The sequence below is a fragment of the Microbacterium sp. NPDC056234 genome, assembly GCF_042267585.1.
Classification (GTDB): Bacteria; Actinomycetota; Actinomycetes; order Actinomycetales; family Microbacteriaceae; genus Microbacterium.
The window spans coordinates 1,200,836-1,222,859 of sequence record NZ_JBHJTE010000001.1 but is presented as its reverse complement, the minus strand read 5'-3'; the positions used below and the strand labels follow the sequence as shown (position 1 = coordinate 1,222,859).

Annotated in this window: 19 protein-coding genes; 2 read left to right on the top strand and 17 right to left on the bottom strand. The window is 65.1% G+C overall.

The genetic code is table 11. The features are described from left to right. Positions 1 to 2: 2 nt before the first annotated feature. The 14 genes from ACFCYE_RS05775 to ACFCYE_RS05710 form a co-directional block, all read right to left on the bottom strand. Positions 3 to 2,660, bottom strand: a complete 2,658-nt coding sequence (locus ACFCYE_RS05775) for a rhamnan synthesis F family protein (RefSeq protein ID WP_376177098.1) — start codon at positions 2,658 to 2,660, stop codon at positions 3 to 5. Continuing rightward, positions 2,657 to 3,700, bottom strand: coding sequence for a hypothetical protein (locus ACFCYE_RS05770; protein ID WP_376177096.1), 1,044 nt, complete (start codon positions 3,698 to 3,700; stop codon positions 2,657 to 2,659). The genes ACFCYE_RS05775 and ACFCYE_RS05770 overlap by 4 nt, the downstream gene beginning before the upstream one ends. Before the next feature lie 366 nt (positions 3,701 to 4,066). Then, positions 4,067 to 5,116 carry a DUF563 domain-containing protein gene (locus ACFCYE_RS05765; RefSeq protein ID WP_376177094.1) on the bottom strand — a complete coding sequence of 350 codons (1,050 nt, stop codon included), beginning with the start codon at positions 5,114 to 5,116 and terminating at the stop codon, positions 4,067 to 4,069. A gap of 180 nt (positions 5,117 to 5,296) precedes the next feature. Next, positions 5,297 to 5,590: a hypothetical protein gene (locus ACFCYE_RS05760; RefSeq protein ID WP_376177092.1), complete on the bottom strand. Its 294-nt coding sequence runs from the start codon at positions 5,588 to 5,590 to the stop codon at positions 5,297 to 5,299. A gap of 325 nt (positions 5,591 to 5,915) precedes the next feature. After that, positions 5,916 to 7,214: a hypothetical protein gene (locus ACFCYE_RS05755; RefSeq protein WP_376177090.1), complete on the bottom strand. Its 1,299-nt coding sequence runs from the start codon at positions 7,212 to 7,214 to the stop codon at positions 5,916 to 5,918. 132 nt (positions 7,215 to 7,346) lie between these two features. Further along, positions 7,347 to 8,021: a VanZ family protein gene (locus ACFCYE_RS05750; RefSeq protein WP_376177088.1), complete on the bottom strand. Its 675-nt coding sequence runs from the start codon at positions 8,019 to 8,021 to the stop codon at positions 7,347 to 7,349. A 115-nt stretch (positions 8,022 to 8,136) separates the two neighbouring features. Further along, positions 8,137 to 9,327: an elongation factor Tu gene (gene tuf, locus ACFCYE_RS05745; RefSeq protein WP_376177086.1), complete on the bottom strand. Its 1,191-nt coding sequence runs from the start codon at positions 9,325 to 9,327 to the stop codon at positions 8,137 to 8,139. 147 nt (positions 9,328 to 9,474) lie between these two features. Next, positions 9,475 to 11,589 (bottom strand): elongation factor G, encoded by a 2,115-nt coding sequence (fusA, locus tag ACFCYE_RS05740; protein ID WP_376177084.1) that lies wholly within the window; start codon positions 11,587 to 11,589, stop codon positions 9,475 to 9,477. An 87-nt stretch (positions 11,590 to 11,676) separates the two neighbouring features. Beyond that, positions 11,677 to 12,147 carry a 30S ribosomal protein S7 gene (gene rpsG / locus ACFCYE_RS05735; RefSeq protein WP_264156984.1) on the bottom strand — a complete coding sequence of 157 codons (471 nt, stop codon included), beginning with the start codon at positions 12,145 to 12,147 and terminating at the stop codon, positions 11,677 to 11,679. Between the two features lie 5 nt (positions 12,148 to 12,152). Next, the gene (gene rpsL / locus ACFCYE_RS05730) at positions 12,153 to 12,521 is read right to left on the bottom strand and encodes a 30S ribosomal protein S12 (RefSeq protein WP_017201609.1); all 369 of its coding nucleotides are present in this window, start codon (positions 12,519 to 12,521) and stop codon (positions 12,153 to 12,155) included. 215 nt (positions 12,522 to 12,736) lie between these two features. Further along, complete coding sequence (locus ACFCYE_RS05725) at positions 12,737 to 13,384, bottom strand: spermidine/putrescine ABC transporter substrate-binding protein (RefSeq protein WP_376177081.1); 648 nt, start codon at positions 13,382 to 13,384, stop codon at positions 12,737 to 12,739. Between the two features lie 53 nt (positions 13,385 to 13,437). After that, complete coding sequence (locus ACFCYE_RS05720; RefSeq protein ID WP_376177080.1) at positions 13,438 to 13,866, bottom strand: hypothetical protein; 429 nt, start codon at positions 13,864 to 13,866, stop codon at positions 13,438 to 13,440. Between the two features lie 69 nt (positions 13,867 to 13,935). Beyond that, a complete protein-coding gene (locus tag ACFCYE_RS05715; RefSeq protein WP_376177078.1) occupies positions 13,936 to 15,063 on the bottom strand; it encodes an ABC transporter in 1,128 nt (375 codons plus the stop codon). A gap of 86 nt (positions 15,064 to 15,149) precedes the next feature. Further along, complete coding sequence (locus ACFCYE_RS05710) at positions 15,150 to 15,305, bottom strand: hypothetical protein (protein ID WP_376177077.1); 156 nt, start codon at positions 15,303 to 15,305, stop codon at positions 15,150 to 15,152. Between the two features lie 253 nt (positions 15,306 to 15,558). On the opposite strand from ACFCYE_RS05710, the gene ACFCYE_RS05705 reads away from it, so the two are divergent. Together ACFCYE_RS05705 and ACFCYE_RS05700 are read left to right on the top strand one after the other, a co-directional pair. Beyond that, positions 15,559 to 16,395, top strand: a complete 837-nt coding sequence (locus ACFCYE_RS05705; protein WP_376177075.1) for an endonuclease domain-containing protein — start codon at positions 15,559 to 15,561, stop codon at positions 16,393 to 16,395. 297 nt (positions 16,396 to 16,692) lie between these two features. After that, positions 16,693 to 17,367, top strand: coding sequence for a phosphotransferase (locus tag ACFCYE_RS05700; protein ID WP_376177073.1), 675 nt, complete (start codon positions 16,693 to 16,695; stop codon positions 17,365 to 17,367). Between the two features lie 149 nt (positions 17,368 to 17,516). Here ACFCYE_RS05700 and ACFCYE_RS05695 read toward each other — a convergent pair whose 3' ends face one another. Genes ACFCYE_RS05695 through ACFCYE_RS05685 form a run of 3 tightly spaced genes read right to left on the bottom strand, consistent with a single transcriptional unit; the run spans position 17,517 to position 21,893 of the window. Further along, positions 17,517 to 19,388, bottom strand: a complete 1,872-nt coding sequence (locus ACFCYE_RS05695) for a glycoside hydrolase family 13 protein (protein WP_376177071.1) — start codon at positions 19,386 to 19,388, stop codon at positions 17,517 to 17,519. Positions 19,389 to 19,390: 2 nt separating this feature from the next. Further along, entirely contained in the window at positions 19,391 to 20,278 is an 888-nt protein-coding gene (locus ACFCYE_RS05690) for a sugar ABC transporter permease (RefSeq protein ID WP_376177069.1), read from the bottom strand. A 1-nt stretch (position 20,279) separates the two neighbouring features. Next, the gene (locus ACFCYE_RS05685; RefSeq protein ID WP_376177068.1) at positions 20,280 to 21,893 is read right to left on the bottom strand and encodes an ABC transporter permease subunit; all 1,614 of its coding nucleotides are present in this window, start codon (positions 21,891 to 21,893) and stop codon (positions 20,280 to 20,282) included. Positions 21,894 to 22,024: the final 131 nt, after the last annotated feature.

The following is a 22,024-nucleotide window of genomic DNA, read 5'->3' as shown; positions in this document are numbered from 1 at the left end:
CCTCACCGTCCCGGTAGCCCGCGGAATTGAGCGGAAGACGACGCATCGGCCTCACCTGATGTCAGACCTCGCTCAGCGTCGGCACCGACCAGGTACCTCTCGATGTCAGTGTTGTGAGGCTCGAGCCCTGTCACAAGCGACTCATCCTGGTTGACGGGAGCGCCGACCATCGTTCCGGCTGCATGGCTGAGCAGCCGTTCGAGTAGGCCATACAGTTCGCCTCCGTCCAGTTCGGTCGGGAAGCTGGCCACATCTGGAGCACCTGGACCGATGAACGGGCGCAGGACTTCGGGCCGAAACCACAGAGCCGAACCGAGAAACCAGCCTTCCGGCTTTCGCTCGACTACGAGGCCTTCGGCGAGTACCCCCTCGTCTGTATACGGGTGGTCCCCAAAGGACACATAGTGCGGAGCCACACCAACCGCACCCGGCCCACCGTCCGACCGGAGCGACTCAAGAATCACCGACACGCGCTCCGTACTGCCGAGCAACGCACTTAGCGTCTCATGCAACCATTTCGCTCCAAGATCGAGGCTCAGGCGCCCGCCCGGATAGAAGTCAATCTTCGTATGGAGGCGCAGGATCGCATCGTAGGGCCGATTAAGGAGAATCGGCAGCATGTCGAGGAAAGCACCGATATCGCGGCCCCGACCCGAATCTGGGTAGATCACGGCATTGGGATAGGTCGCATGCACGAGGCTGGCGATCGTGTCGGTACCCCAGCTCGGCGTCGTAACAATCAGATCAAATGGCTCAGGAATAACACTTAGCCATTCCAGAACTTCAGGTGCGAGGCTACGGTACGGCAAATGCGCAACGACCGCCACGCGATTATCGCGCGAAACAAGCTGCTTGCGGACCGAAGCGAGATTGCTCGCTCGGGCCGCGGCAACATCGTCGCCAAGCGGACTCCGGTCGTCCGCTTCCCCATCTAGTAGAGGTCGCGCGGCCTCGACTAGCGCATCGATGAACTGCGCAACCGACCCGATCTCCATATCCGCGCGGGGGGCACGTGCCCCCCGCAACCCGTGGCGCTCCCATTGCAGCCCGAACCTAGTCCAGTGGTCGACCGGATCTTTCCCTGCCTTGGCGACGTCGCGATACCTGCCAAGATAGAACGCCGGATCAACGATTCCCGATGCGCGCACGAGATCCACCGCGCGCGGGGAGTTCGAGAATCCCGCGTCCAGAGCCGCTCGGAGCTCCTCGACGGTGCCGGCCCCAGTGGCTCCCAGAAGCCGCCGAGCTGCGAGCGCGAATACCGCCTCGCTGCCCGAGCCGCCCTCCGCCTCGTCTCCAATAGTCTGGTGGGAAGGTTCGAACTCGGCTTCGCCTGGCACCGAATCACCAGAGGCGAAACGCTGTCGTGCGCGGTGGCCGCGCGTTACGCTGAACGATTCATACATGCCCCGGGCCAGAGCAACAGGATCGCTTCCGTGCCGACGACGCAGCGCGTCGATCGCGGTGATAACTTCCTTGACCGTTTGATCGCTTCTCAGGGCAGTGTCGTCGATGAGATAGCCGTCAAGCATGAAGCGCCGCAGCAGACCGATGCCATGCCGGTACGCACGGATGTCGAATTCCCCGGATATCGCCTCGGAAAGCGTGGGGAACAGGCCCGAAGGCTTGTAGACGGCGTCGCCCATGACCGCAACGACCTTGTCGAAATAGAGAGCCTCGAAGCCGATTGAACTGTTGACCGTCACGACCAGTTCGGCCAGTGCTGCCAGTTGCGCGTTGCTATAGGTCTCCTTGGTCGAGTCGAGCCATACGATATCGTCGGCCCATGGACGCAATGCGGCACGTGCGAGCGAGAACGCAAGCCGAGATTGCGCTCGATTCCACGAGCCCGGGTGCGTCTTGATGATCGTTCGGTAGCCCGCTCCGGCCAACTTCGGCACGATATCAAGAACGACATCCTCCACCGTGTCGTACGGGGAAAACCGAAGCAGGTTCGCATCATCGTGGATTTGGAGTGGAAGAAACGCAATCTTACGGCCATCGCGAAGCAGTTGAGCGGAGAGGTCCTCGCCGAGCGGCAAGAACTGCTGCTCGTACGGGACTGACTCAAGGCTCGATGAGTACGCCGCGAGCGCTTCCTCCGCTGAGAGTGGATTATCACCGACTATGTCGCCGATATCGTCCAGCGAGAGGCGAGGAACAAGAGCGCTGCCGTTGGTGCCGAGCGGGTCCATGACGACCGTTGAGAGGAACGGGTCACGCGTGCAGCCCAGCTCGAGCGCGACACGCGTCACAGGTCGACCCTCAACAAACCGCGTTACCGCACCGTTCTCGGCCCAGTGAACAATGACATCGAACGGGAACACGTTCCAGATGCGCCGCAGAACGTCGACGTAATCGTCCGCGACTTCGCCTCCAGCCATAAGACTCAGCCAAGCTGGAATTCCGTCGGTTTCCCATTCGAGCAAGTTCCGAGCGAATAGGCGCTCTTCTTCGGGCGTGGGATGGATAAGCCTCGCGGCGATGCTACCCGCGACGTTCTCGCCGAGCCGCTCCACCATCGCGGCCGTTGTGAACACGCGCACATCAAAATCCGGCTCGGCCCCGCGAAGCGAGGGAAGGAACCGACGCACTACGTGATCGAAGAGAATGTGGCTACCGCGGATGGGATGCGGCTCGGGATAGATCAGAACCCTCATTTTGCGTCCCAGAAGCCCTTCAGCTCGTCCACACGAGCCACATCGCGGATGAACTCGGCGTTGCGTTCCGCCTGCTGACTATACGCCTGCCGAGTCACAGGTGCAGACAATTCTTCATACCAATCGTCCAGGGATTCCAGGAGCCCGAGACGCTCTTCGCCAAGGACTTGCATGTCCGGGATCGGCGTAGCCAGCAACCGCGTCCCAGACAGCGCGGCCTCAAGGAACTTGACGCGGGATTTACATGCTGTGAAGTCGCTCGTCTCCAAAGGCGCGATCACCGTGGAGCACTTCGCCATGAGTCCCGGGAGTCTCTGGAAATCAACAAGCGGAGCGAGCATCACATTTGGAAGTCCGGCGAGACTTGCGGGGAGCGACACCGGTCCGACCAGCATCAACGTGTAGTCGGGGTTCTCGATAAGCACACGGTGCAGCACGCTAGCCACGAGCAGTAGATCGCCATCGTGACTTTTCGAACCGGAGAAGTAGCCGATCATCGTATGCGGTCTGGCGACACGTGCCGTGCCCAGCTGGTTGTGAACTTCTGACACCGACGGGGGGATCAGGTTCGGAATGACGCGCACCTCGGCGCCAGCGTTGAACTCCTTCGCCCAGGCCGCTAGCGGACCGGTCGACGTAGTGACCTTATCGAACTCACGCAGACCCGCCAGATTCTGCTGAAATAACATGCTGGCACGATCCTCCGCCAGCCTTCCACTCCTGACTGCTGAGGATTGTATGGCCATCCCCGCATCACCGAAAATAAGGTCGTCATAGTCTGCGATCAGCGTCTTATCGAACTTCCGGAGACGCTCCTGCACCAGCCGAAAATTCTCGCGCACCGTAGTTGGGCGGTGGAAAACATAGACATCGTAGTCGAAGTTCGGCTGCTGGTAAAATTCGTGGGCCGAGTACACCGAGCAGAAGTCGCCGGCGCGCGTCAGAACCTCTGCGGGATGGTAGCACCGATACCGAACCGATGCGTCCTGAATAGGACGATTTTTCTTGCCCGTCTCCGAGACGAAACAGATGGATGTCATAGCTGAACTCTACTTTGCGGTGCGGCGAGCAAACGGTAGCGGGCTACAATGGCGTGCCGACTCGAGGAGAGGCAAGGCTCGCGCCGAGCGCGGAAGCTTGACCCCGATCGCCCTGTAGACCCTGTGATATTCAAGGTAAGCCCTCGATCGGGCACAACGACCAGCAAACGGCTCGCTGAGTGCCAGAATCCACTCCCGTCCGAATGCGTGACGCCCTCGAGCCCCGGCGAACGCCACCCCGCGGTGTTCCCGATGCCAAGGCATGAACTCACGCTCCATCCGCGTGCACCGATGCTCTAGCCGCGCCTCAACGTCGCGTCCATGCCAGGGTCATTCGGACTCGAACGTCCGCATCCCCGATCTTCATCACTCCCGCAGGCTTAAGGCATCCAACGTCGACTTCAGATGCGCCAGGTCGACTGCACCACTACTGTCTCCCTGGTACGGGATCTGGGCAGTCGGCTGCTCTTTAACCGCTGAGATCGCCCGCTGAGTCGCTACCAATGAACCACCTGTGCGCGCATCACCGACCTCAATGACTCGTGCACCAGGCTTGGCAAATACGCTCAGATGGAGTGCCGAGCCTGCGACTCCCGCAATAATCGGTGCCGCTCTGGCTAGTCGAATTTGTTCGAGGACCGACAGCGTCTCAGGGTAAATCACGGTGAAACCGCGGTCCGCAAACACGCGGTCCACGTCGTTGCCGTTGCTGAATTCACGTCCCGTCGCCACGCCACGTGATTGCATATCGCGTTGAAATCGGGTTCGACTCAAGTAGATCGGGCTTGCGCCCGAATCGTCATTGAGCGGATCGGTCGCCATCGACACCTTGTCCCAAACCATCGCGGCACGCGGATGGATTGCCACCTGATAATGATATGGACGCGTCGCCACCGCCAACTTCTCGAAGCTTACCGGCGTATCGTCGATCACCCGCACCTCGCCAACGTCCAGCAGTCCAACGATCTCATACTGCCATTCGTACGTTTTTCTCGAATTGAAGCGATGGGCACATATCCCAATGAACTCAGATGCGGAGTCGAGTAATGGCCACAACGTGGGAAGCGTTTCAACAAGAAAATGCCCGAAGCCGTGCATCCAGCTTCCTCCGTACAGCCATTGACCAGACTCCCTGGCCGAAGTGGCCTCACGTATTTCGCGAGATGTGATTACAGGCGGGTTGACCGACAGTACCATGTCAGAATTCATGCCCCCTTTGCGCTGGGATTGATTTATAAGCGCTCCCCGCTGGTCATAGACTGCGCCCCGAACAAAGCTACGCCGCGGATTCGGAGCGTCCCAGTAAACTGCTCCGCTCTCGGCCCTCGAGAGAATCGCATCGTCATACGTCTCCATCTTTAGAACCTCGGCAGGCATCGCCGGATAGTCGCGAACTTGCCATCCCGGTTGCGTCATGCGCTCGATCGTAACGTGTCACGCAGCGCGTTACGAACTCCATCACATGAGTCACGTGTCACCGCCTCAGCACCGCGAGACGTCCCGACGGTTGCCACGACACTGGCACCCGCACTCCACGCGCGCGCCCCATCTGCTTCCCGCTCGTTCGTCGCCCTCGCTACTTCTTCCGGCCCACTGCTACGGCGCGGTACGCTTGGCGGGCTCGGGACACGGCCGGCAACCGTCGTCCTCGTCGGTGATTCCAACATTGTCTGGCTGCGGCAGCTTGGTGACGCGAGGCGGGTCATCGCGGTGCGCACCTTGATCGTGATCGGACTCGGCAATCAGAATGTCGAAGTTGCCGCGGAGAGCGCAGAAGTAGTCAGTTGGATGTTCCCAGAGATCGGCAAGGTCGCAATGGTGAACCATGTCTTCGGCGAACAGTTGCGGGCAGAGCGTCTTCCGAAGAACGCCGAGCTCCTGAGAGAACAAGCAACGGTTTCTACACCAGCACCCCTAGCGCGATCGACCCCGATGTTGCCCTGGAGTTCGAGTTGCTTCGGACACACACACCAAAATGAAGTGGCCCCGGAAGCGGAATCGGAATCGGAATCGGAATCGGGACAGCCATAGCGCGTACGATCATCCCGAAAAGCAGCAGGCCACTAAAGCCGCCAATCGAGTTGCCCGTAGCATCGTAGAACGTCGAGACATGGCTCTCCAACGCGAACACCAACTTGAACGCGCTGATTCGCCCCATCTCCGATTCGGGGGCGTCGTGATGTCGTCAGCCCGCTACTCTAGTGAGGCACTCTCGCTACGCCTCCGCCGCTTCCCGCGCCCGGCGCGCCAGCAGAAAGACCGAGAGGCCGCCGAGCACGAGAACGATGCCGGTCGTCGCGGCCCCCGATGCGAACGCGGTGTCGATTCCCGTGATCGCCAGGTCGTCCGTCACGACGATGTCGACGAACGCGGACCCGCTGGTCGCGCCGCGCGCCTCGATCTGGTGCTCGCCGAGATCGGTGCCACCCGCGATGCCGACCGGCAGCGAGATCGCGCCGCTGGCATCAGCCGTAGCGTCTGTCAGCTTCCAGGGGTCGGAGCGCAGCCAGATCTCGAGCTTCTCCCCCGGTGCGAATCCGCTCGCGTTGACGGTCACGCTGCCGCCGGCGGGGATCGAGGTGCTCGACACCGTGACCACGGGGACGACCGGCTCCTTTGTAGGCTCCGGGGCGGGTACCGGAGCCTGCGTTTCGACGGGCTCGGGTTCCTCGGTCGGCTCGGGGATCTCGGTCGGCTCCGGAGGTTCGGTCGTCGGAGTCGGAGTCGGCTCCTCCGTCGGGGTCGGGGTCGGAGTCGGGGTGGCCTCGGCGCAGTCGACGGCGAGTTCGTAGGTCCGCGAGCCGAGCTCCTTCGCCAGGCCCGCGCCGTGTCGCTCGGCCGCCGACACCACAGTCGGCCCATCGTCCGCGATCGCGAACTCGACCACGGCCTTTCGCTCGGCATCCATGTCGGCCATGAGGGTCTCACTCGTGTCCGCGTTGCGAATGGTCACCTCGGTGGTCGCTTCCGCCGGGGCATCCGCGCTGAAGTGGACCGTCACCGTGGCCGTGGCGGTGCCCTCCGTGCAGACGGCATCGCTGAAGACGGCGCCCTCCTCGGCCGGAGCGGGGGTCGGAATCGGCCCGCCCCCGTCCGCGCACGACTCGGCGGACGAGAACTCGCCAGCGGTGACGACGACCCCGTCGACGATCCACTCGACCAGGTGCGTCTCACCATCCGCGAACGCGATCGTCGGCGTCACGATGTCGATGAGAAGGTCATCGATCTCTGAGATCAGATCGTCCGGCTCGCCGACAGCCACACCATCGACACGCAGGTAAGACGTGGCGGAGTCCCCGGCATCCAACGTCACCGCACCATCGAGCACGACCGCGAGTCCGCCGTCGGAGCACGTCGCCGTCAACGAGGCATCCCCTGCGACCGTGACTTCTGCGTGGGCGGCAGGAGCCGCCGCGACGAGACCCAACGCGACAAGACCTGTCGCGCCGGCGAACGAGGCGAAACGCGCGCTCAGCCTGCGGTGCGTGCCGCGCTCTCGGAAGCGTCGAGTCATGATCGCTCCTTCAGTCGTTGAGCTCCAATGGGTCAATATCTGTGCGCCTCGACGTCAAGGCTTACGCGAATGCTACCCGTGTCGGCTGACGCGAACGGTCATCGCGCAGCACAGATTTCACCGCATCCGGATTCAGATGGGGATGCGGGTGGTCGGAGCATCCGGCGAAGCCCAGAAGTCGGCATCCAGCACCCGCGTGACGGGGTCGGGCTCGACGTAGGCCGGCTCCGCCTGAGCAGACCAGGCCTGAGCAGCCTGAGGTTTCCGGGCCGCGGCACGCGCCGCGTTCTGACGCTGCAGCTCGGCAGCAGCTCGACGGCGCTCCCAGAGCTCGCGCTCGATCATGGTGCGATCGCGCACGTGGATCATCGCCCGGATGATCATCGCCAGCAGCAGGCCGAGGAAGCCGCCGATCGAATTGGCCATGACGTCGTAGAACGTCGAGACGCGGCTCTCCAGCGCGAAGCCCTGCGTGAGCTCGATACCGGCCGAGAATGCGGGCAGCAGGAACAGGGCGACCCACCACGCCTTGCGCGCGAGCGCCAGGCCGAGCAGGAACCCGAGCGGGACGAACATGCCGATGTTCGCCGTGAACTCGAGTTTGTCGTAGCCGAACGTCTCGGGGACGCCGAGGTTGTGCAGCGCCCGAAGCACGCGGGAGGCGATGCTGTCGAACTCGAGGTCCTGCGGACTCGGCCACATGGTGACGAGCAGCACGAACGCGGTGTAGACGATGAGCAGCAGGGTCGAGACCCACAGGCGCGCGTAACTGCGCGGCGGCGGCGGGCCGACGTGGATCTCGCTCATGGGGCTCCCTCGGTGGTCGGAAGCCAAGGGTATCGACAGCATCCCGAGAAACACCCGGACATACGACAGCGGGGCCGGACCCGAAGGCCCGACCCCGCTGAGACGTAAGAAGTACTTACTTGATGATCTTCGTGACCGTACCGGCGCCCACGGTGCGTCCACCCTCACGGATGGCGAAGCCGAGGCCCTCTTCCATGGCGATCGGCTGGATCAGCGCGACCGTCATGTCGGTGGTGTCGCCGGGCATGACCATCTCGGTGCCCTCGGGCAGCGAGATGACGCCGGTGACGTCGGTGGTGCGGAAGTAGAACTGCGGGCGGTAGTTCGTGTAGAACGGGTTGTGACGGCCACCCTCGTCCTTGGACAGGATGTACGCGGTGCCCTCGAAGTCGGTGTGCGGCGTAACCGAACCCGGCTTGACGACGACCTGACCGCGCTCGACGTCCTCACGCTTGAGGCCACGGAGCAGCAGACCACAGTTCTCGCCGGCCCACGCCTCGTCGAGCTGCTTGTGGAACATCTCGATACCCGTGACCGTGGTCTTCTGCGTCGGGCGGATGCCGACGATCTCGACCTCGGAGTTGATGGCCAGCGTGCCACGCTCGGCGCGACCCGTGACGACGGTTCCACGACCGGTGATCGTGAAGACGTCCTCGACGGGCATCAGGAACGGCTTGTCCTTGTCGCGCACGGGGTCGGGAACGTTCGCGTCCACGGCCTCCATGAGGTCGAGGATCGACTGGACCCACTTCTCGTCGCCCTCGAGAGCCTTCAGGCCCGAGACGCGAACGACAGGAGCGTCCTCAGCGAAGCCCTGCGAGGCGAGCAGCTCGGAGACCTCGAGCTCGACGAGCTCCAGGATCTCCTCGTCGTCGACCATGTCGCTCTTGTTCAGCGCGACGAGCAGGTACGGCACGCCGACCTGCTTGGCGAGCAGAACGTGCTCACGCGTCTGAGCCATCGGACCGTCGGTCGCGGCGACCACGAGGATCGCGCCGTCCATCTGGGCGGCACCGGTGATCATGTTCTTGATGTAGTCAGCGTGACCCGGGGCGTCGACGTGCGCGTAGTGGCGCTTCGGCGTCTCGTACTCGACGTGCGAGATGTTGATCGTGATACCGCGCTGACGCTCCTCGGGAGCGGAGTCGATCGACGCGAAGTCGCGCTGAACGTTGGTCGCCGACGGGTACTTGTCGGCAAGAACCTTCGAGATCGCTGCGGTGAGCGTGGTCTTGCCGTGGTCGACGTGACCGATCGTTCCGATGTTCACGTGCGGCTTGGTCCGCTCGAACTTGGCCTTGGCCACTGGGTCCTCCTCAGGACGTTCGTGTAGAGATTGCCGGGCACTGGATTGTGACCGGTTCTCTACGGGGTTTGATTCTCAGTTTAGTAGAGAGAGCTTTATGAAGTTGTGTGATGTCCGGGGAGGCCGTCGGCCTCCCCGGACGAGGGCTTATTCGCCCTTGGTCTTCTGGACGATCTCGTCGGCCACGGCCCGCGGGACCTCGGCGTAGGAGTGGAACTCCATCGAGTAGACAGCGCGACCAGAGGTCTTCGAACGCAGGTCGCCGATGTAGCCGAACATCTCGGACAGCGGAACCTGAGCACGCACGACCTTCACGCCCGCGGCATCCTCCATCGACTGGATCTGACCACGACGCGAGTTCAGGTCGCCGATGACGTCGCCCATGTACTCCTCAGGAGTACGGACCTCGACGGCCATCAGCGGCTCGAGCAGCACGGGGTTCGCGCGGCGCATGGCCTCCTTGAAGCCCATGGAGCCGGCGATCTTGAACGCCATCTCCGAGGAGTCGACGTCGTGCGAAGCACCATCGAGCAGGGTCGCCTTCACGCCCACCATCGGGTAACCGGCAAGTGCACCGGCAGCCATGGCGTCCTGGAAGCCCTGGTCGGTCGGCGAGATGTACTCGCGCGGGATGCGACCACCGGTGACCTTGTTCTCGAACTCGTACGTCTTGTCCGAGTCGAGGTCGAGGGGCTCGATCGTGAACTGGATCTTCGCGAACTGACCCGAACCACCGGTCTGCTTCTTGTGCGTGTAGTCGTACTTCTCGACGGCCTTCTTGATCGTCTCGCGGTACGCCACCTGCGGCTTGCCGACGTTCGCCTCGACGCGGAACTCGCGCTTCATGCGGTCGACGAGGATGTCCAGGTGCAGCTCGCCCATGCCCTTGATGGTCGTCTGACCGGTCTCGGGGTTGAGCTCCGTGCGGAAGGTCGGGTCCTCTTCGGCGAGCTTCTGGATGGCGACACCCAGCTTCTCCTGGTCGGCCTTCGTCTTCGGCTCGATCGCGACCTCGATCACCGGCTCCGGGAACGTCATCGACTCGAGGACGACCGGGGCGTTGATGTCGGCCAGGGTGTCACCGGTGGTGGTGTCCTTCAGACCGATGACGGCGTAGATGTTGCCGGCGGTCAGCGAGTCGACCGGGTTCTCCTTGTTGGCGTGCATCTGGAAGATCTTCCCGATGCGCTCCTTCTTGCCCTTGGTCGAGTTGATGACCGCGGAGCCGGAGTCCAGGTGACCCGAGTAGACGCGCACGTAGGTGAGGCGACCGAAGAACGGGTGAACGGCGACCTTGAACGCGAGAGCCGAGAACGGGTCCTTCGCGTCGGGGTGACGCTCGATGACCTTCTCCTCGTCCTTCGGGTCGTGCGCCTCGATGGCACCGACGTCGAGGGGGTTGGGGAGGTAGTCGACGACGGCATCCAGCATCGGCTGAACGCCGCGGTTCTTGAACGCGGAACCGCACAGGACCGGGTAGATCTCGCTGGCCACGACGAGCTTGCGGATCGCGCCCTTGATCTCGGCGACTGTGAGCTCCTCGCCACCGAAGAACTTCTCCAGCAGCGCGTCGTCGGTCTCGGCGACCGTCTCGAGCAGGGTCTGACGGTACTCGTCGGCCTTGTCCTTGAGGTCGGCCGGGATCTCCTGGATCTCGTACGACGCGCCCATGGTCACGTCACCCTTGGCATCGCCGGGCCAGACCAGTGCACGCATCTCGACGAGGTCGATGACGCCGACGAAGTCGTTCTCGGCACCGATCGGCAGCTGGATGACCAGCGGCTTCGCGCCGAGGCGGTTGACGATGGTGTCGACCGTGAAGTAGAAGTCCGCGCCCAGCTTGTCCATCTTGTTGACGAAGCAGATACGGGGGACGTTGTACTTGTCGGCCTGACGCCACACGGTCTCGGACTGGGGCTCGACGCCCTCCTTGCCGTCGAAGACGGCGACAGCACCGTCGAGGACGCGGAGCGAACGCTCCACCTCGACCGTGAAGTCCACGTGACCGGGGGTGTCGATGATGTTGATCTGGTTGTTGTTCCAGAAGCAGGTCACGGCGGCAGACGTGATCGTGATGCCGCGCTCCTTCTCCTGCTCCATCCAGTCGGTGGTCGAAGCGCCGTCGTGCGTTTCGCCCAGCTTGTGGTTGACGCCCGTGTAGAACAGGATGCGCTCGGTCGTGGTGGTCTTGCCGGCATCGATGTGCGCCATGATGCCGATGTTGCGGACCTTGCTCAGGTCGGTGAGCACGTCTTGTGCCACAGGAGTGTCCTTATCTTTCTTGCAGGATTGCTGCGAGGAGAGGGAGGGTGCCCGCCCCCGACATGGCGCCGGAGGCGGGCGAAGCTGTTACCAGCGGTAGTGAGCGAACGCGCGGTTCGACTCGGCCATCTTGTGCGTGTCCTCACGGCGCTTGACCGCGGCACCGAGACCGTTCGAGGCGTCCAGGATCTCGTTCTGCAGACGCTCGGTCATCGTCTTCTCGCGACGACCCTTCGCGTAGCTGACGAGCCAGCGCAGCGCGAGGGTGTTCGCGCGGTGCGGCTTGACCTCGACCGGAACCTGGTAGGTCGAGCCACCGACGCGGCGGCTGCGGACCTCGAGGGTGGGGCGCACGTTGTCGAGCGCCTTCTTGAGGGTGGCGACAGCGTCCTCACCGTTCTTGGCGTGGACGCCGGCGAGAGCACCGTACACGATCGACTCGGCGAGCGACTTCTTGCCGTCGACGAGGATCTTGTTCACGAGCGACGTGACGATCGGAGCGCCGTATACCGGGTCGTTGACGACGGGGCGCTTGGGGGCGGGACCCTTACGAGGCATCTAACTCAACCCTTCTTCGCGCCGTAGCGGGAACGAGCCTGCTTACGGTTCTTGACTGCCTGGGTGTCCAGGGCGCCACGGACGATCTTGTAACGCACACCGGGGAGGTCCTTGACACGACCGCCGCGGACGAGCACCAGGGAGTGCTCCTGCAGGTTGTGGCCCTCGCCCGGGATGTAGGCGGTGACCTCGGTGCCGTTGCGCAGCTTCACACGAGCGACCTTGCGCATCGCCGAGTTCGGCTTCTTCGGGGTGGTGGTGTAGACGCGGGTGCATACCCCGGCCTGCTGCGGGTTCGACTTCAGGGCGGGCGCCTTGGTCTTGGTGACCTTGGGCGAGCGACCCTTGCGAACCAACTGCTGAATGGTTGGCACGTTCTCTCCTTGTTGTGCTGCACGGTGACAGCGCGATGGATTCACATCAGACCCACCAGCACGCCGGAATCGACGTGCCTTTTGCGTGGTGGGTATGCCGTGGGGGCAGACCGGTATCGGACCGGCGCCCGTGTGCAGGCACGCCGAGACGTGCACACACCTGATCAAGTGTAATGCCGCGTAACGCAAGCGGTCAAATGAGCGCCGGGCCTGTGCTACGCCGCGTCGGGATCGAACGGCGCATCCAGCGAACGGGTGAGCTCTTCGAGCATCGCCTCGATCTGCGGTTCGACGTACTGCGAGATCGCCGCCTGCACTGCCAGACGGTGACGCAGCAGGATGCCGCAGATCTCGCGCCCCACCATGTTCGCATACTCGTCGGCGAGCGTGACCTCTTGGCGAAGCGCCGCCTTGGCCTCATCGCTCAGCGGCGGAAGCGGAGGCAGCTCGGAGCTCTCCTCGTCGGCCAGGCCGGCGATCGTGAACAGGAACGGCGCCCCCGGCACGGGCTCGGGATCCAGCGGCATCCCTTCGAATTCCGGCGCGAGATCCTCGCTCGGCCGATAACTGCGGGCGCGATTACGCGCCGACTGCTGATCGAGCTCGCGCTGCAGCATCGGCAGATTGTGCGCCGTGTAGTCGGCCACGGCATGGTCGACGATCGTCTTGATCCGGGTGGACAGCCCGTGCTGGACGCCGTGCGGCACATTGCCGCCGATCCCGACCGCAGACAGGATCGGCGAGCCGAGACAGCGGCGGCACGGCGCGACGCGTCCGCGGTGGGTGGCCGGCTCCCAGCGCGGCACCCAGCGCAGCCAGGCCTCGACGGCCTGGTCGACTTGCGTCTCCAGTGAGCGCTCCACATCTCATAGGGTACGGCGATCGCAGGGGTTTTCGGGCGATTCCGGTCTCGCGACTACTCGTCGTCGTGCTCCCACGGCCACGTCGGATGCTGAGCACGCGTCCGCCGCAGCGCCACGCCACCCCAGGCGGCGATCGCTGCGGCCAGCAGGATCACCAGGCTCGCACCGCCGGTCACCAGGTCCCCGGCGACGGCCAGCGCGGTGACGAGGTCGCCCGCGACCACCAGTGCACTGACCGCAACCGCGACCAGATGGGCGAGCGCCGTCGTCAGGGCCGTCGCCCACACCGAGCGGTAGACCGGCCTGGCGATGCGCACCGCGGCCCACTCCACGCCGGCGAACACCGCCACGGCCACCGTCATCCCGATCACCCCCGGCCCCTGGCCGAGTCCGGGAACACCGATGATGTCGGCATCCATCGCGAAGCTCACCGCCCCGAGACCGACGATCGCCAGCGCGAAGAAGCTGATCGTCGAGAGCACCAGCGCCAGGACGGCCGAAACCCCCGCGGACTCGGGCCCGCGGGGGTTCGGCGTGGTGGTGTTCGTGGCTTACCTCGGCAGTGTCGGGCCGGCCTCGAGCGTGCGCTCGTACTCGCGCTGCGCCTCGGCGTTCAGCTCGGCCTTGCGGGCGCCGCTGCGGGCCACCCATGCACCGAACCAGATCGTCAGTTCGCGCCCGAGGACGAAGGCGGCGATCGCGAGCGGCGAGAATAGCTGATCGTTGACGAGCTCTGCGCCCTCGGCGGCCGTGATCATCCAGAACGGCGCCTCGAACAGCTGACCGAGGATGAAGCCGAAGTAGGTGGCGACGCCGACCAGCAGGCCGAAGATGACCCACAGGCCCCAGCGGCCGCGGTTGATGACCGCGCCCAGCAGCCAGAACGAGATGAAGAAGATGACGACCGGCGTCCAGAAGCCCCACGTCGTCAGCGGCGCGAGAGCGGCATCTCCGATCTCCTCCGCGATGACGTCGCCGTTGATCGCACCCACCGCGAGCACGACGCCGAGGTACAGCACCGCGAACACGAGGGTCGCCAGCAGGCCGATGAGACCCGCGGTGCCGCGGTTGCCGCGGTCGCGGGGCGGCTCGGGCGCCTGGACGAAGATCGGCTGGAGTGCGGCCGGAGCGGCGGCAGCGGCGACGACGGGCTCGGACGGGAGGACGTGCGTCTCGGCATCCCTCGGCGCGTCGTAGACCGAGGTGACCGATGTGGGCTCCTCGGCGACGATGTTCGTGCGCTCGTTGATGGCCGCGCCGGCGGCAGCGGCCGCGGCGATCTCGGCGGCCTTGCTGTCGCGGTCGTCGACGGCGTCGGTGTCGTTGTCGTTGTCGGGAGTCTGGGTCCCGACGGACGGCGTCTCGCCGCCGGCGATGCCGTCGCGGGCGGCCGGGGTGCCCTCGGGAAGGCTGCTGAACGTCCCCGGGTGCGCCTGCTCCATCTCTTCGAACGCGGCGAGGTCGGGGTCGATGGCGGGGTCTTCTGCGACGAGTGCCTCGTCGTTCGCGGGCGCGTCGGCGGCCGGTTCGGCGGCGTCGGCGGAGTCGGTCGAGTCGTGCGTCGCAGCAGGGACGTCGGCACCGGCCGCGGCAGCCTCTTCGAGACCGGCCTTGGCGCTGTCGACGACGTCGTTCACGTCGGTCGGCTTCTCGGGCTGGGGAACCTCGGGGTCACTCATGGGGGCGCCTCTCGTCAGATATGTGCAATGCGAGGGTATCGCCGCTCGCGCAGGCGCTCCGGGAGGCGTGCCGACGTGTCGACAGGTCAGGGCGAGAGCTGGCGCAGGCTGTCGCCGACCATCTCGATCACGGCGGGGCCGGCGGGAAACGCGAACCACAGCAGGGAGCCGACGACGCCGGCGCACAGGATGCCGACGATCCAGCTGATCGCCAGATTGCGTCCTCCCACGCGTGCCCCCATGTGCTGAGGGTACGACCGGGTGGCCGGGGTGGCGGGGTGAAACGCCGTTCGGTGGGGTGGCGCCTGCCTGGGGACAGTTGCACGACCCAGGAACACCTGCACGACCGAACCCGCGAAACCGTCGTGCAATTGTTCCCCGGTCGTGCAGGTGTACCCGCACGACTCGCCCTGCACAATTCGCCATTCTCGAGATTCCATCCACAGGCGCTCGGATTCACCCAGTCACGCATGGCGGATCGGACAGGGTGTCAGGATGCTGGATCCTGAAACGCTCCTCATCACACTCGGCGGCATCGCTCGCGGGCGCACGTTGCAACGCCACGGTGTCTCACGCAAAGCCCTGGCGGCTCATGCTGACGCCGGCTCGATCCGCCGTGTGCGCGCCGGCGTGTTCGCGGCCAACGGCACGGACGAAGCGATCGTCCGCGCCGCCGCGCATGGCGGTGCGCTGACCTGTGAAGCCGCGCTCAAACTCCGCGGCGTCTGGACCTTGGCCGAACATCCGCTCCCCCACGTGTGGATGGGCACCAACGGTCGGCGGCATCCGCATTCCGGCTGCAACTGCGTCAGCCATTTCTTCGACGGACGGACCCAGTTCGGTATCGCCACAACGGAGACGTCGCTGATCCACGTCTTCACCTGCGCCGGCGAGGAAGCGTTCTTCGCCTCCCTCGAATCCGCTCTGCGCAAGAATCTCCTGTCGCGCGCCGCTCGTGCCCGCATTCGCGATGCACTTCCGGCGTCGGCACGTTGGCTCATCGCGCTCGCGCGCGCCGATGCCGACAGTGGGCTGGAGTCGCTGCTGCGGTTGAGACTGCGCATCCTCGGCATCCGACTGGACTGCCAAGTCGTCATCGACGGCGTCGGCAAGGTGGACTTCGTTATCGGCGGGCGGCTCATCATTGAAGCAGACGGCAAAGAGAATCACGATGGCGAGATGAAGCGCCACAAGGATCTCGTGCGGGATGCCGCGGCATCCGCTCGCGGGTACGAGACTCTCCGCTTCGACTACGCGCAGATCGTGCACGACTGGCCGAGCGTCTTGCCCGCCATCCTCGCGGCCCTTCACCGCGCACGCGCACTGGCCTGATCCGGACAGTTGCACGACCCGGGAACACTTGCACGAGCCAATCCGCGAAGTCGTCGTGCAACTGTTCCCGAGTCGTGCCGGTGCGCCGCGGGGTTCAGCGCTCGCTGCGTCCGCGCAGCCGCCAGAGCAGCCACTGCCCAGGCAGCGGAAGTAACAGGATGCCGATGAGCAGCGTCACCGCCCAGACCGACTTCGCTTCCATGAGCGCATTCGATTGACGAGCGCCGGACGCTTTCGCGAACAAGGTGCCGGTCGTTGAGTCAGCGCCCTCGGCTCCACCCGCGCTAGGGTGCGGGCATGGAACTCCTCGCGTCTGGCCGAGCGTCGGCCGTCTACGCGCTCGATGAGCGGACTGTGCTGCGGCGCAGCGGGTTCGACATCGCGGACGAGGCTCGGCTCATGCGGTACCTCCGGCAGCGGGGCTATCCGGTCCCGGAGGTCTACGCGGCCGAAGGCCGCGAGATGCGAATGGAACGCGTGCACGGTCCGACGCTCGCGAACGGACTCGTCACCGGCCGCGTCGAGCCTGGGCAGTGCGCCGAGCTGATCCGGGGCCTGCACGACGACCTGCACCGCATCGAACCGCCGATATGGCTCACCACCGAGGTCCGAGGCGTCGACTTGACCGGAAGCGCGCGCCGCCTCGCGGTGCTGCACCTCGATCTGCACCCCGAGAACATCCTGCTCAGCGAACACGGCCCGCAGGTCATCGACTGGACCAACGCCGCGGCGGGCGATCCGGAGATCGACCTCGCGGTGACCTGGGCGATCTTCGCCGGTGAGGATGCAACGCTCCTGGAGCCCGAACTCGCCGAAGAGCTCCACCACCTGCTCGATGCGTTGAGCAGCGACCTATCCCTCGAAGCGCTCACCGCAGCCGTCGCATTCAGAGAAGCCGACGCAAATCTCGATGCCGCCGAACTGCAGCGGATGCGAACTCGTGCAGCAGCCAAGTTCCCGTCCAGCACTTAGCGCTTCTCCGATCGGCTCCCGTGCACGCCCGCCGACTGGCCTGACTCAGGACAGTTGCACGACCCGGGAACACTTGCACGAGCCAATCCATGAAATCGTCGTGCAACTGTTCCCGAGTCGTGCAGTCGTACCTCGCTGGCAGACCGAAATCATGCAGGCAGCCGCACGCCCGGCAGACTCCAGGCCGCGAAGGCGGGGCCCTCGGCGGCCAGCAGCAGCGAGCCATCGGATGCCGCGGCCAGCGTCGCGTCGCCGTACAGCGCCTCGGCAGCGCCGACGACGGCACCGGCAGCAAGCTCGACGTCCGCTCCCCCGCGCGTCGCGAGCACGAGCACCGATTCGTCGACGCTTTCGCGCACGAAGACGACCGACTCATCGTCCACGTGCAGCCACCGCAGACTGCCCGTCGCGAGCACAGGGTGCTCCCGACGCAACCCCACGAGCGATCGATACAGTTCGAGTCGTTCCGCGACGGCAGAGTCGCCCTCGCTCCCCCACGGCATCGGCGTGCGGCTCGACTCGCCGTCCGCGCCGATCAGCCCGAACTCATCGCCGGCGAAGACCACCGGGACGCCGGGGAGCGTCATCGACAAACCCACCGCGACCGGCACGGTTCCGGGCGCCGCATTCGTGGCGAACCGTGCGGTGTCGTGCGTGTCCAACGGCTGCATGTTGCCCAGCCGCACCCGCCACGGGATGCCGGACGTGAACCGCGTGACGGCGTCCACGAAATCACGCGCCGTGTACCGCGGAATGCCACCCATCGGCTGCGTGAAGAACCAGGGCTCGGTGGTGACCGTGCCATCCCATTCCGCGTACGGAATACCGGTCGACTCGCTCAGCCACCCCCACAGCGGACGCGTGAACGACGGGTACGTCATCGCTCCGTGCCATCCATCGCCCTGCAGATCGCTCGCGGCGTCGTTCGTCGACTCGCCCAGCAGGATCGCCTCAGGGTTCACCCGGCGCACCGTCTCGGCGAACAGGCCGCGCACCTCTGCGTTCAGATCGACAGCGCCGAGGCGACCGGTCATGTTCGCCACGTCGATGCGCCACCCGTCGATGCCGTACGGCGGCTTCAGCCACTTCGCGACGATCGAGTCCTCGCCGGTGACGAACCGCTCACGAAGCTCCTCGCTCGACCAATCGAACTTCGGCAGCGAGCTGTGACCCAGCCAGGACTCGTAGGCGGTGTTCTCGGCATCCGTGAAGTAGTAGAACTCCTGCTCCACCGCTCCGGGGTTCCCGTGCGCGGCCCTGAACCACTCGTGCCGGTCGCCGGAGTGGTTGCTCGTAAGATCGCCGATCACGCGGATGCCGCGGGCGTGCGCCGCCGCGATCAGCTCGATGTAGGCGGTCTCGCCGCCCAGCAGAGGGTCTACCCGGTCGAAACTGGACGCGTCGTAGCGGTGGTTCGATGCCGCGGGGAAGATCGGCGTCAGGTACAGCAGGTTCACGCCGAGGGAGACCAGGTGGTCGAGGTGCTCGGTGATCCCCGGCAGGTCTCCGCCGTAGAACTGGCCGCCGCGCCCCGGCGACACCGGGTCGACGGGTTCGTCCCAGGATGCGGGGATCGCCCAGTCCGGCGCCGTGTGCTCGTCTGCCTGAGCAGACCGCGCGAACCGGTCGGGGAACACCTGATACATCACGCTCTCGTGCAGCCACGCCGGCGGCGCCGGATGCGCGACGAGGGCGAAGTCGTCATCGTCGCGCGTCTCGATGCGATGCAGGCCCGCCTGGTTGAGCCATCCGATGCCGCCATCGGCATGCAGCAGCACGAACCGGTAGCCATGCCGGGGATTGCGCACAGTAACCGGCGCCTCCCACCATTCCCAGCCGTCCGCGACGCCGAGTCGGACGGCATCCGTCCACTCCGGCTCGTGGTCCGGGTTGGAGCGGGTGCGCACGGCATCCAACGGTCCGTAGCCGACCGGAACCCGCAGCCGAACCGTCACCACCTCACCCAGGACCGGCGCATCGTTCGAAACGTACAGCGGGGACCCGTCGTGGTGCGGCAGCATTCTCAGCCCTTCGTGGCTCCGGCGGTCAGACCGCCCACGATGTACTTCTGCAGGAACAGGAACAGGATCATCACCGGGATCGCGGCCATGACCGCACCCGCCGAGAACGCCGACCAGTCCGCATATCGCGGGTTCGAGACGAGCTTAGTGAGACCCACGACCAGCGTCTGCTGCTCTGGATCGATCAGGATCACGCTCGCGATCACGTACTCGTTGACCGTCCCGATGAAGGACAGCAGACCGACGACCGCGAGGATCGGGGCGACGAGGCGCAGGATGATCGTGAAGAAGATGCGGGCGTGGCCGGCACCGTCGATGCGGGCCGCCTCGTCGAGCTCCTTGGGGATCGTGTTGAAGAACCCGTACATGAGGTAGGTGTTCACACCGAGCGCGCCGCCGAGGTAGACGAGGATCAGACCGGTGTGGGTGTTGAGACCGATCGCGGGGAACCAGTCCCCCAGGGTCGACATCAGCAGGAAGATCGCCACCACGGCGAGCAGCTGCGGGAACATCTGCACGACGACGATCGTGACGAGCCCGACACGACGACCGGCGAAGCGCATGCGCGAGAAGGCATACGCGGCGCACGCCCCGATGAACACCGTGACGAAACCGGTGACCAGTGCGATGACCAGCGTGTTCAGGAACCACTGCGGGTACGGGTTCTGCGGATCCGTGAGGATGCGGACGTAGCTGTCGATGCCGATCGCGGAGAACAGCTGATTGGAACCGGTCAGGGTCCCGTTCGGGTTCAGCGAAGCGGAGAACACGTACAGCAGCGGGAACAGGGCGAATGCGCTGACCACGATGGCCACGAGGTGGCGCCATCCGGTGTCGGCGAACCAGGCTCCGAAGCTCCGGCGGCGACGCGAGGCGATGTCGGTGCTCATCTCAGTTCAACTCCTCGAGTGCCTTGGTCTTGCGGAAGCTGACGATCGAGATCGTCGCCACCACGATGAAGATCAGGATGGTGAACGCCGACGCGAGGCCGTAGTCGCGCGTCTGCCCGGTGAAGGCCACCTTGTAGACCATCGAGATCAGGATGTCGGTGTGTCCGACCGGGATCGACACGTCGCTGAAGCGCGGCCCGCCGTTGGTGAGCATGTAGATGAGGTTGAAGTTGTTGAAGTTGAACGCGAACGACGAGATCAGCAGCGGAGCCACCGTCACCAGCAGCAGCGGCAGCTTGATGCGACGGAAGATCTGCCACGGGTTGGCGCCGTCCATCACGGCCGCCTCGTTCACGTCCTCCGGGATGCCCTGCAGCGCCCCCATGCACACCAGGAACATGTAGGGGAAGCCGAGCCAGAGGTTCACCAGCAGCACCGACACCTTGGCCAGGACAGGATCCGTCAGCCACGGGATCTCGGCGCCGCCGAGCAGCACCTGGTTGATGAAGCCGAAGCTCTCGTTCATCATTCCGGCCCAGACCAGCGCCGACAGGAACGCGGGGAACGCGTACGGCAGGATCAGGATGATCCGGTAGCCGTTGCGGAACCGCATCCGCGTGTTGTTGAACACCAGCGCGAGCAGCAGCCCGAGGAAGAAGGTCGTCGCGACCGAGATCAGCGCGAACGCGAACGTCCAGATCGTGACCGAGATGAGCGGACCGCGGATCGTCTCGTCGGTGACAGCGCGGACGAAGTTGTCGAAGCCGACCGTGATCTGCCAGCCGGGCAGCAGTTCGGTGCCGTCCTCGGCGGTGAAGGCGCCGGTGCCGATGTCGGAGTAGACCTCGCCGGTCTGCGTGTCGATGATCGCGTCGGCGGTCTCGTCGTACTCGAGGGTCGAGATGTACAGGTATCCGCTCTGCCCGTCCGGCGTTCGGATCGCACCGTCGTTGGGGTCGTCGCTGTACTGCACGGACAGCTGCTCGATCTGGCCGGAGCGCGAGAGCACATCCGCGAACGTCAGGGTGGTCCAGCCGTCGACGGCGACGGCCTTGTCGCCCTCCATGGTCGCGTCGACCTCCTGCAGCGGCTGCTCCGCCGTGCCGACCGAGGCGTCTCCGCTCTCGGGGTCGGTGACCAGCAGCCCGAGGGTGCCGAACTGCTCGACGACCGTGACCGGGTAGGTCGGCGAGTCCTCGACGCGCTCCTGCGCGGAGGCCAGCAGCGACGAGATGGCCTGGTCCTTGTCGCCGTTGTGACCGGTGCCGTAGTTGGTGAAGCCGATGTACCCCGTGTACAGGAGCGTGAACACCTGGAAGACGACGAGGAAGATGATCCCGGGGGTGAGGTACTTCGCCGGGATCCGCTTGCGCGAGAAGTAGATGTAGTTGACGAGCACCGTGACGGCCACGACGATGCCGAGCACCAGCCACTCCTGGTGCGTGAAGAGCACGAAGACGGCGTACAGCGCGACGGCGTCCACGATCGCGAGCAGCAGGATCTTCAGCAGCATCCAGCCGATGCGGCCGGAAGCGGCCTCGGCGATCTGCGCGGCCTGGCGCTGGCGCTTGGTCGGCGGCGCGGTGGCCTCGTCGGTCTCGACGGTGTCAGTCATGTCTTCCCCGTGGTGAAGCCGTCGGGGGGGGGGGGGGGGGCGCCCCCCCGCGGGTGGGCGTGGTTTGTTTTTTGGGGGGGGGGGGTGGGGGTCGAGCATAATGAACAGCGCCGGGGGGGGTTAGGCGGTGT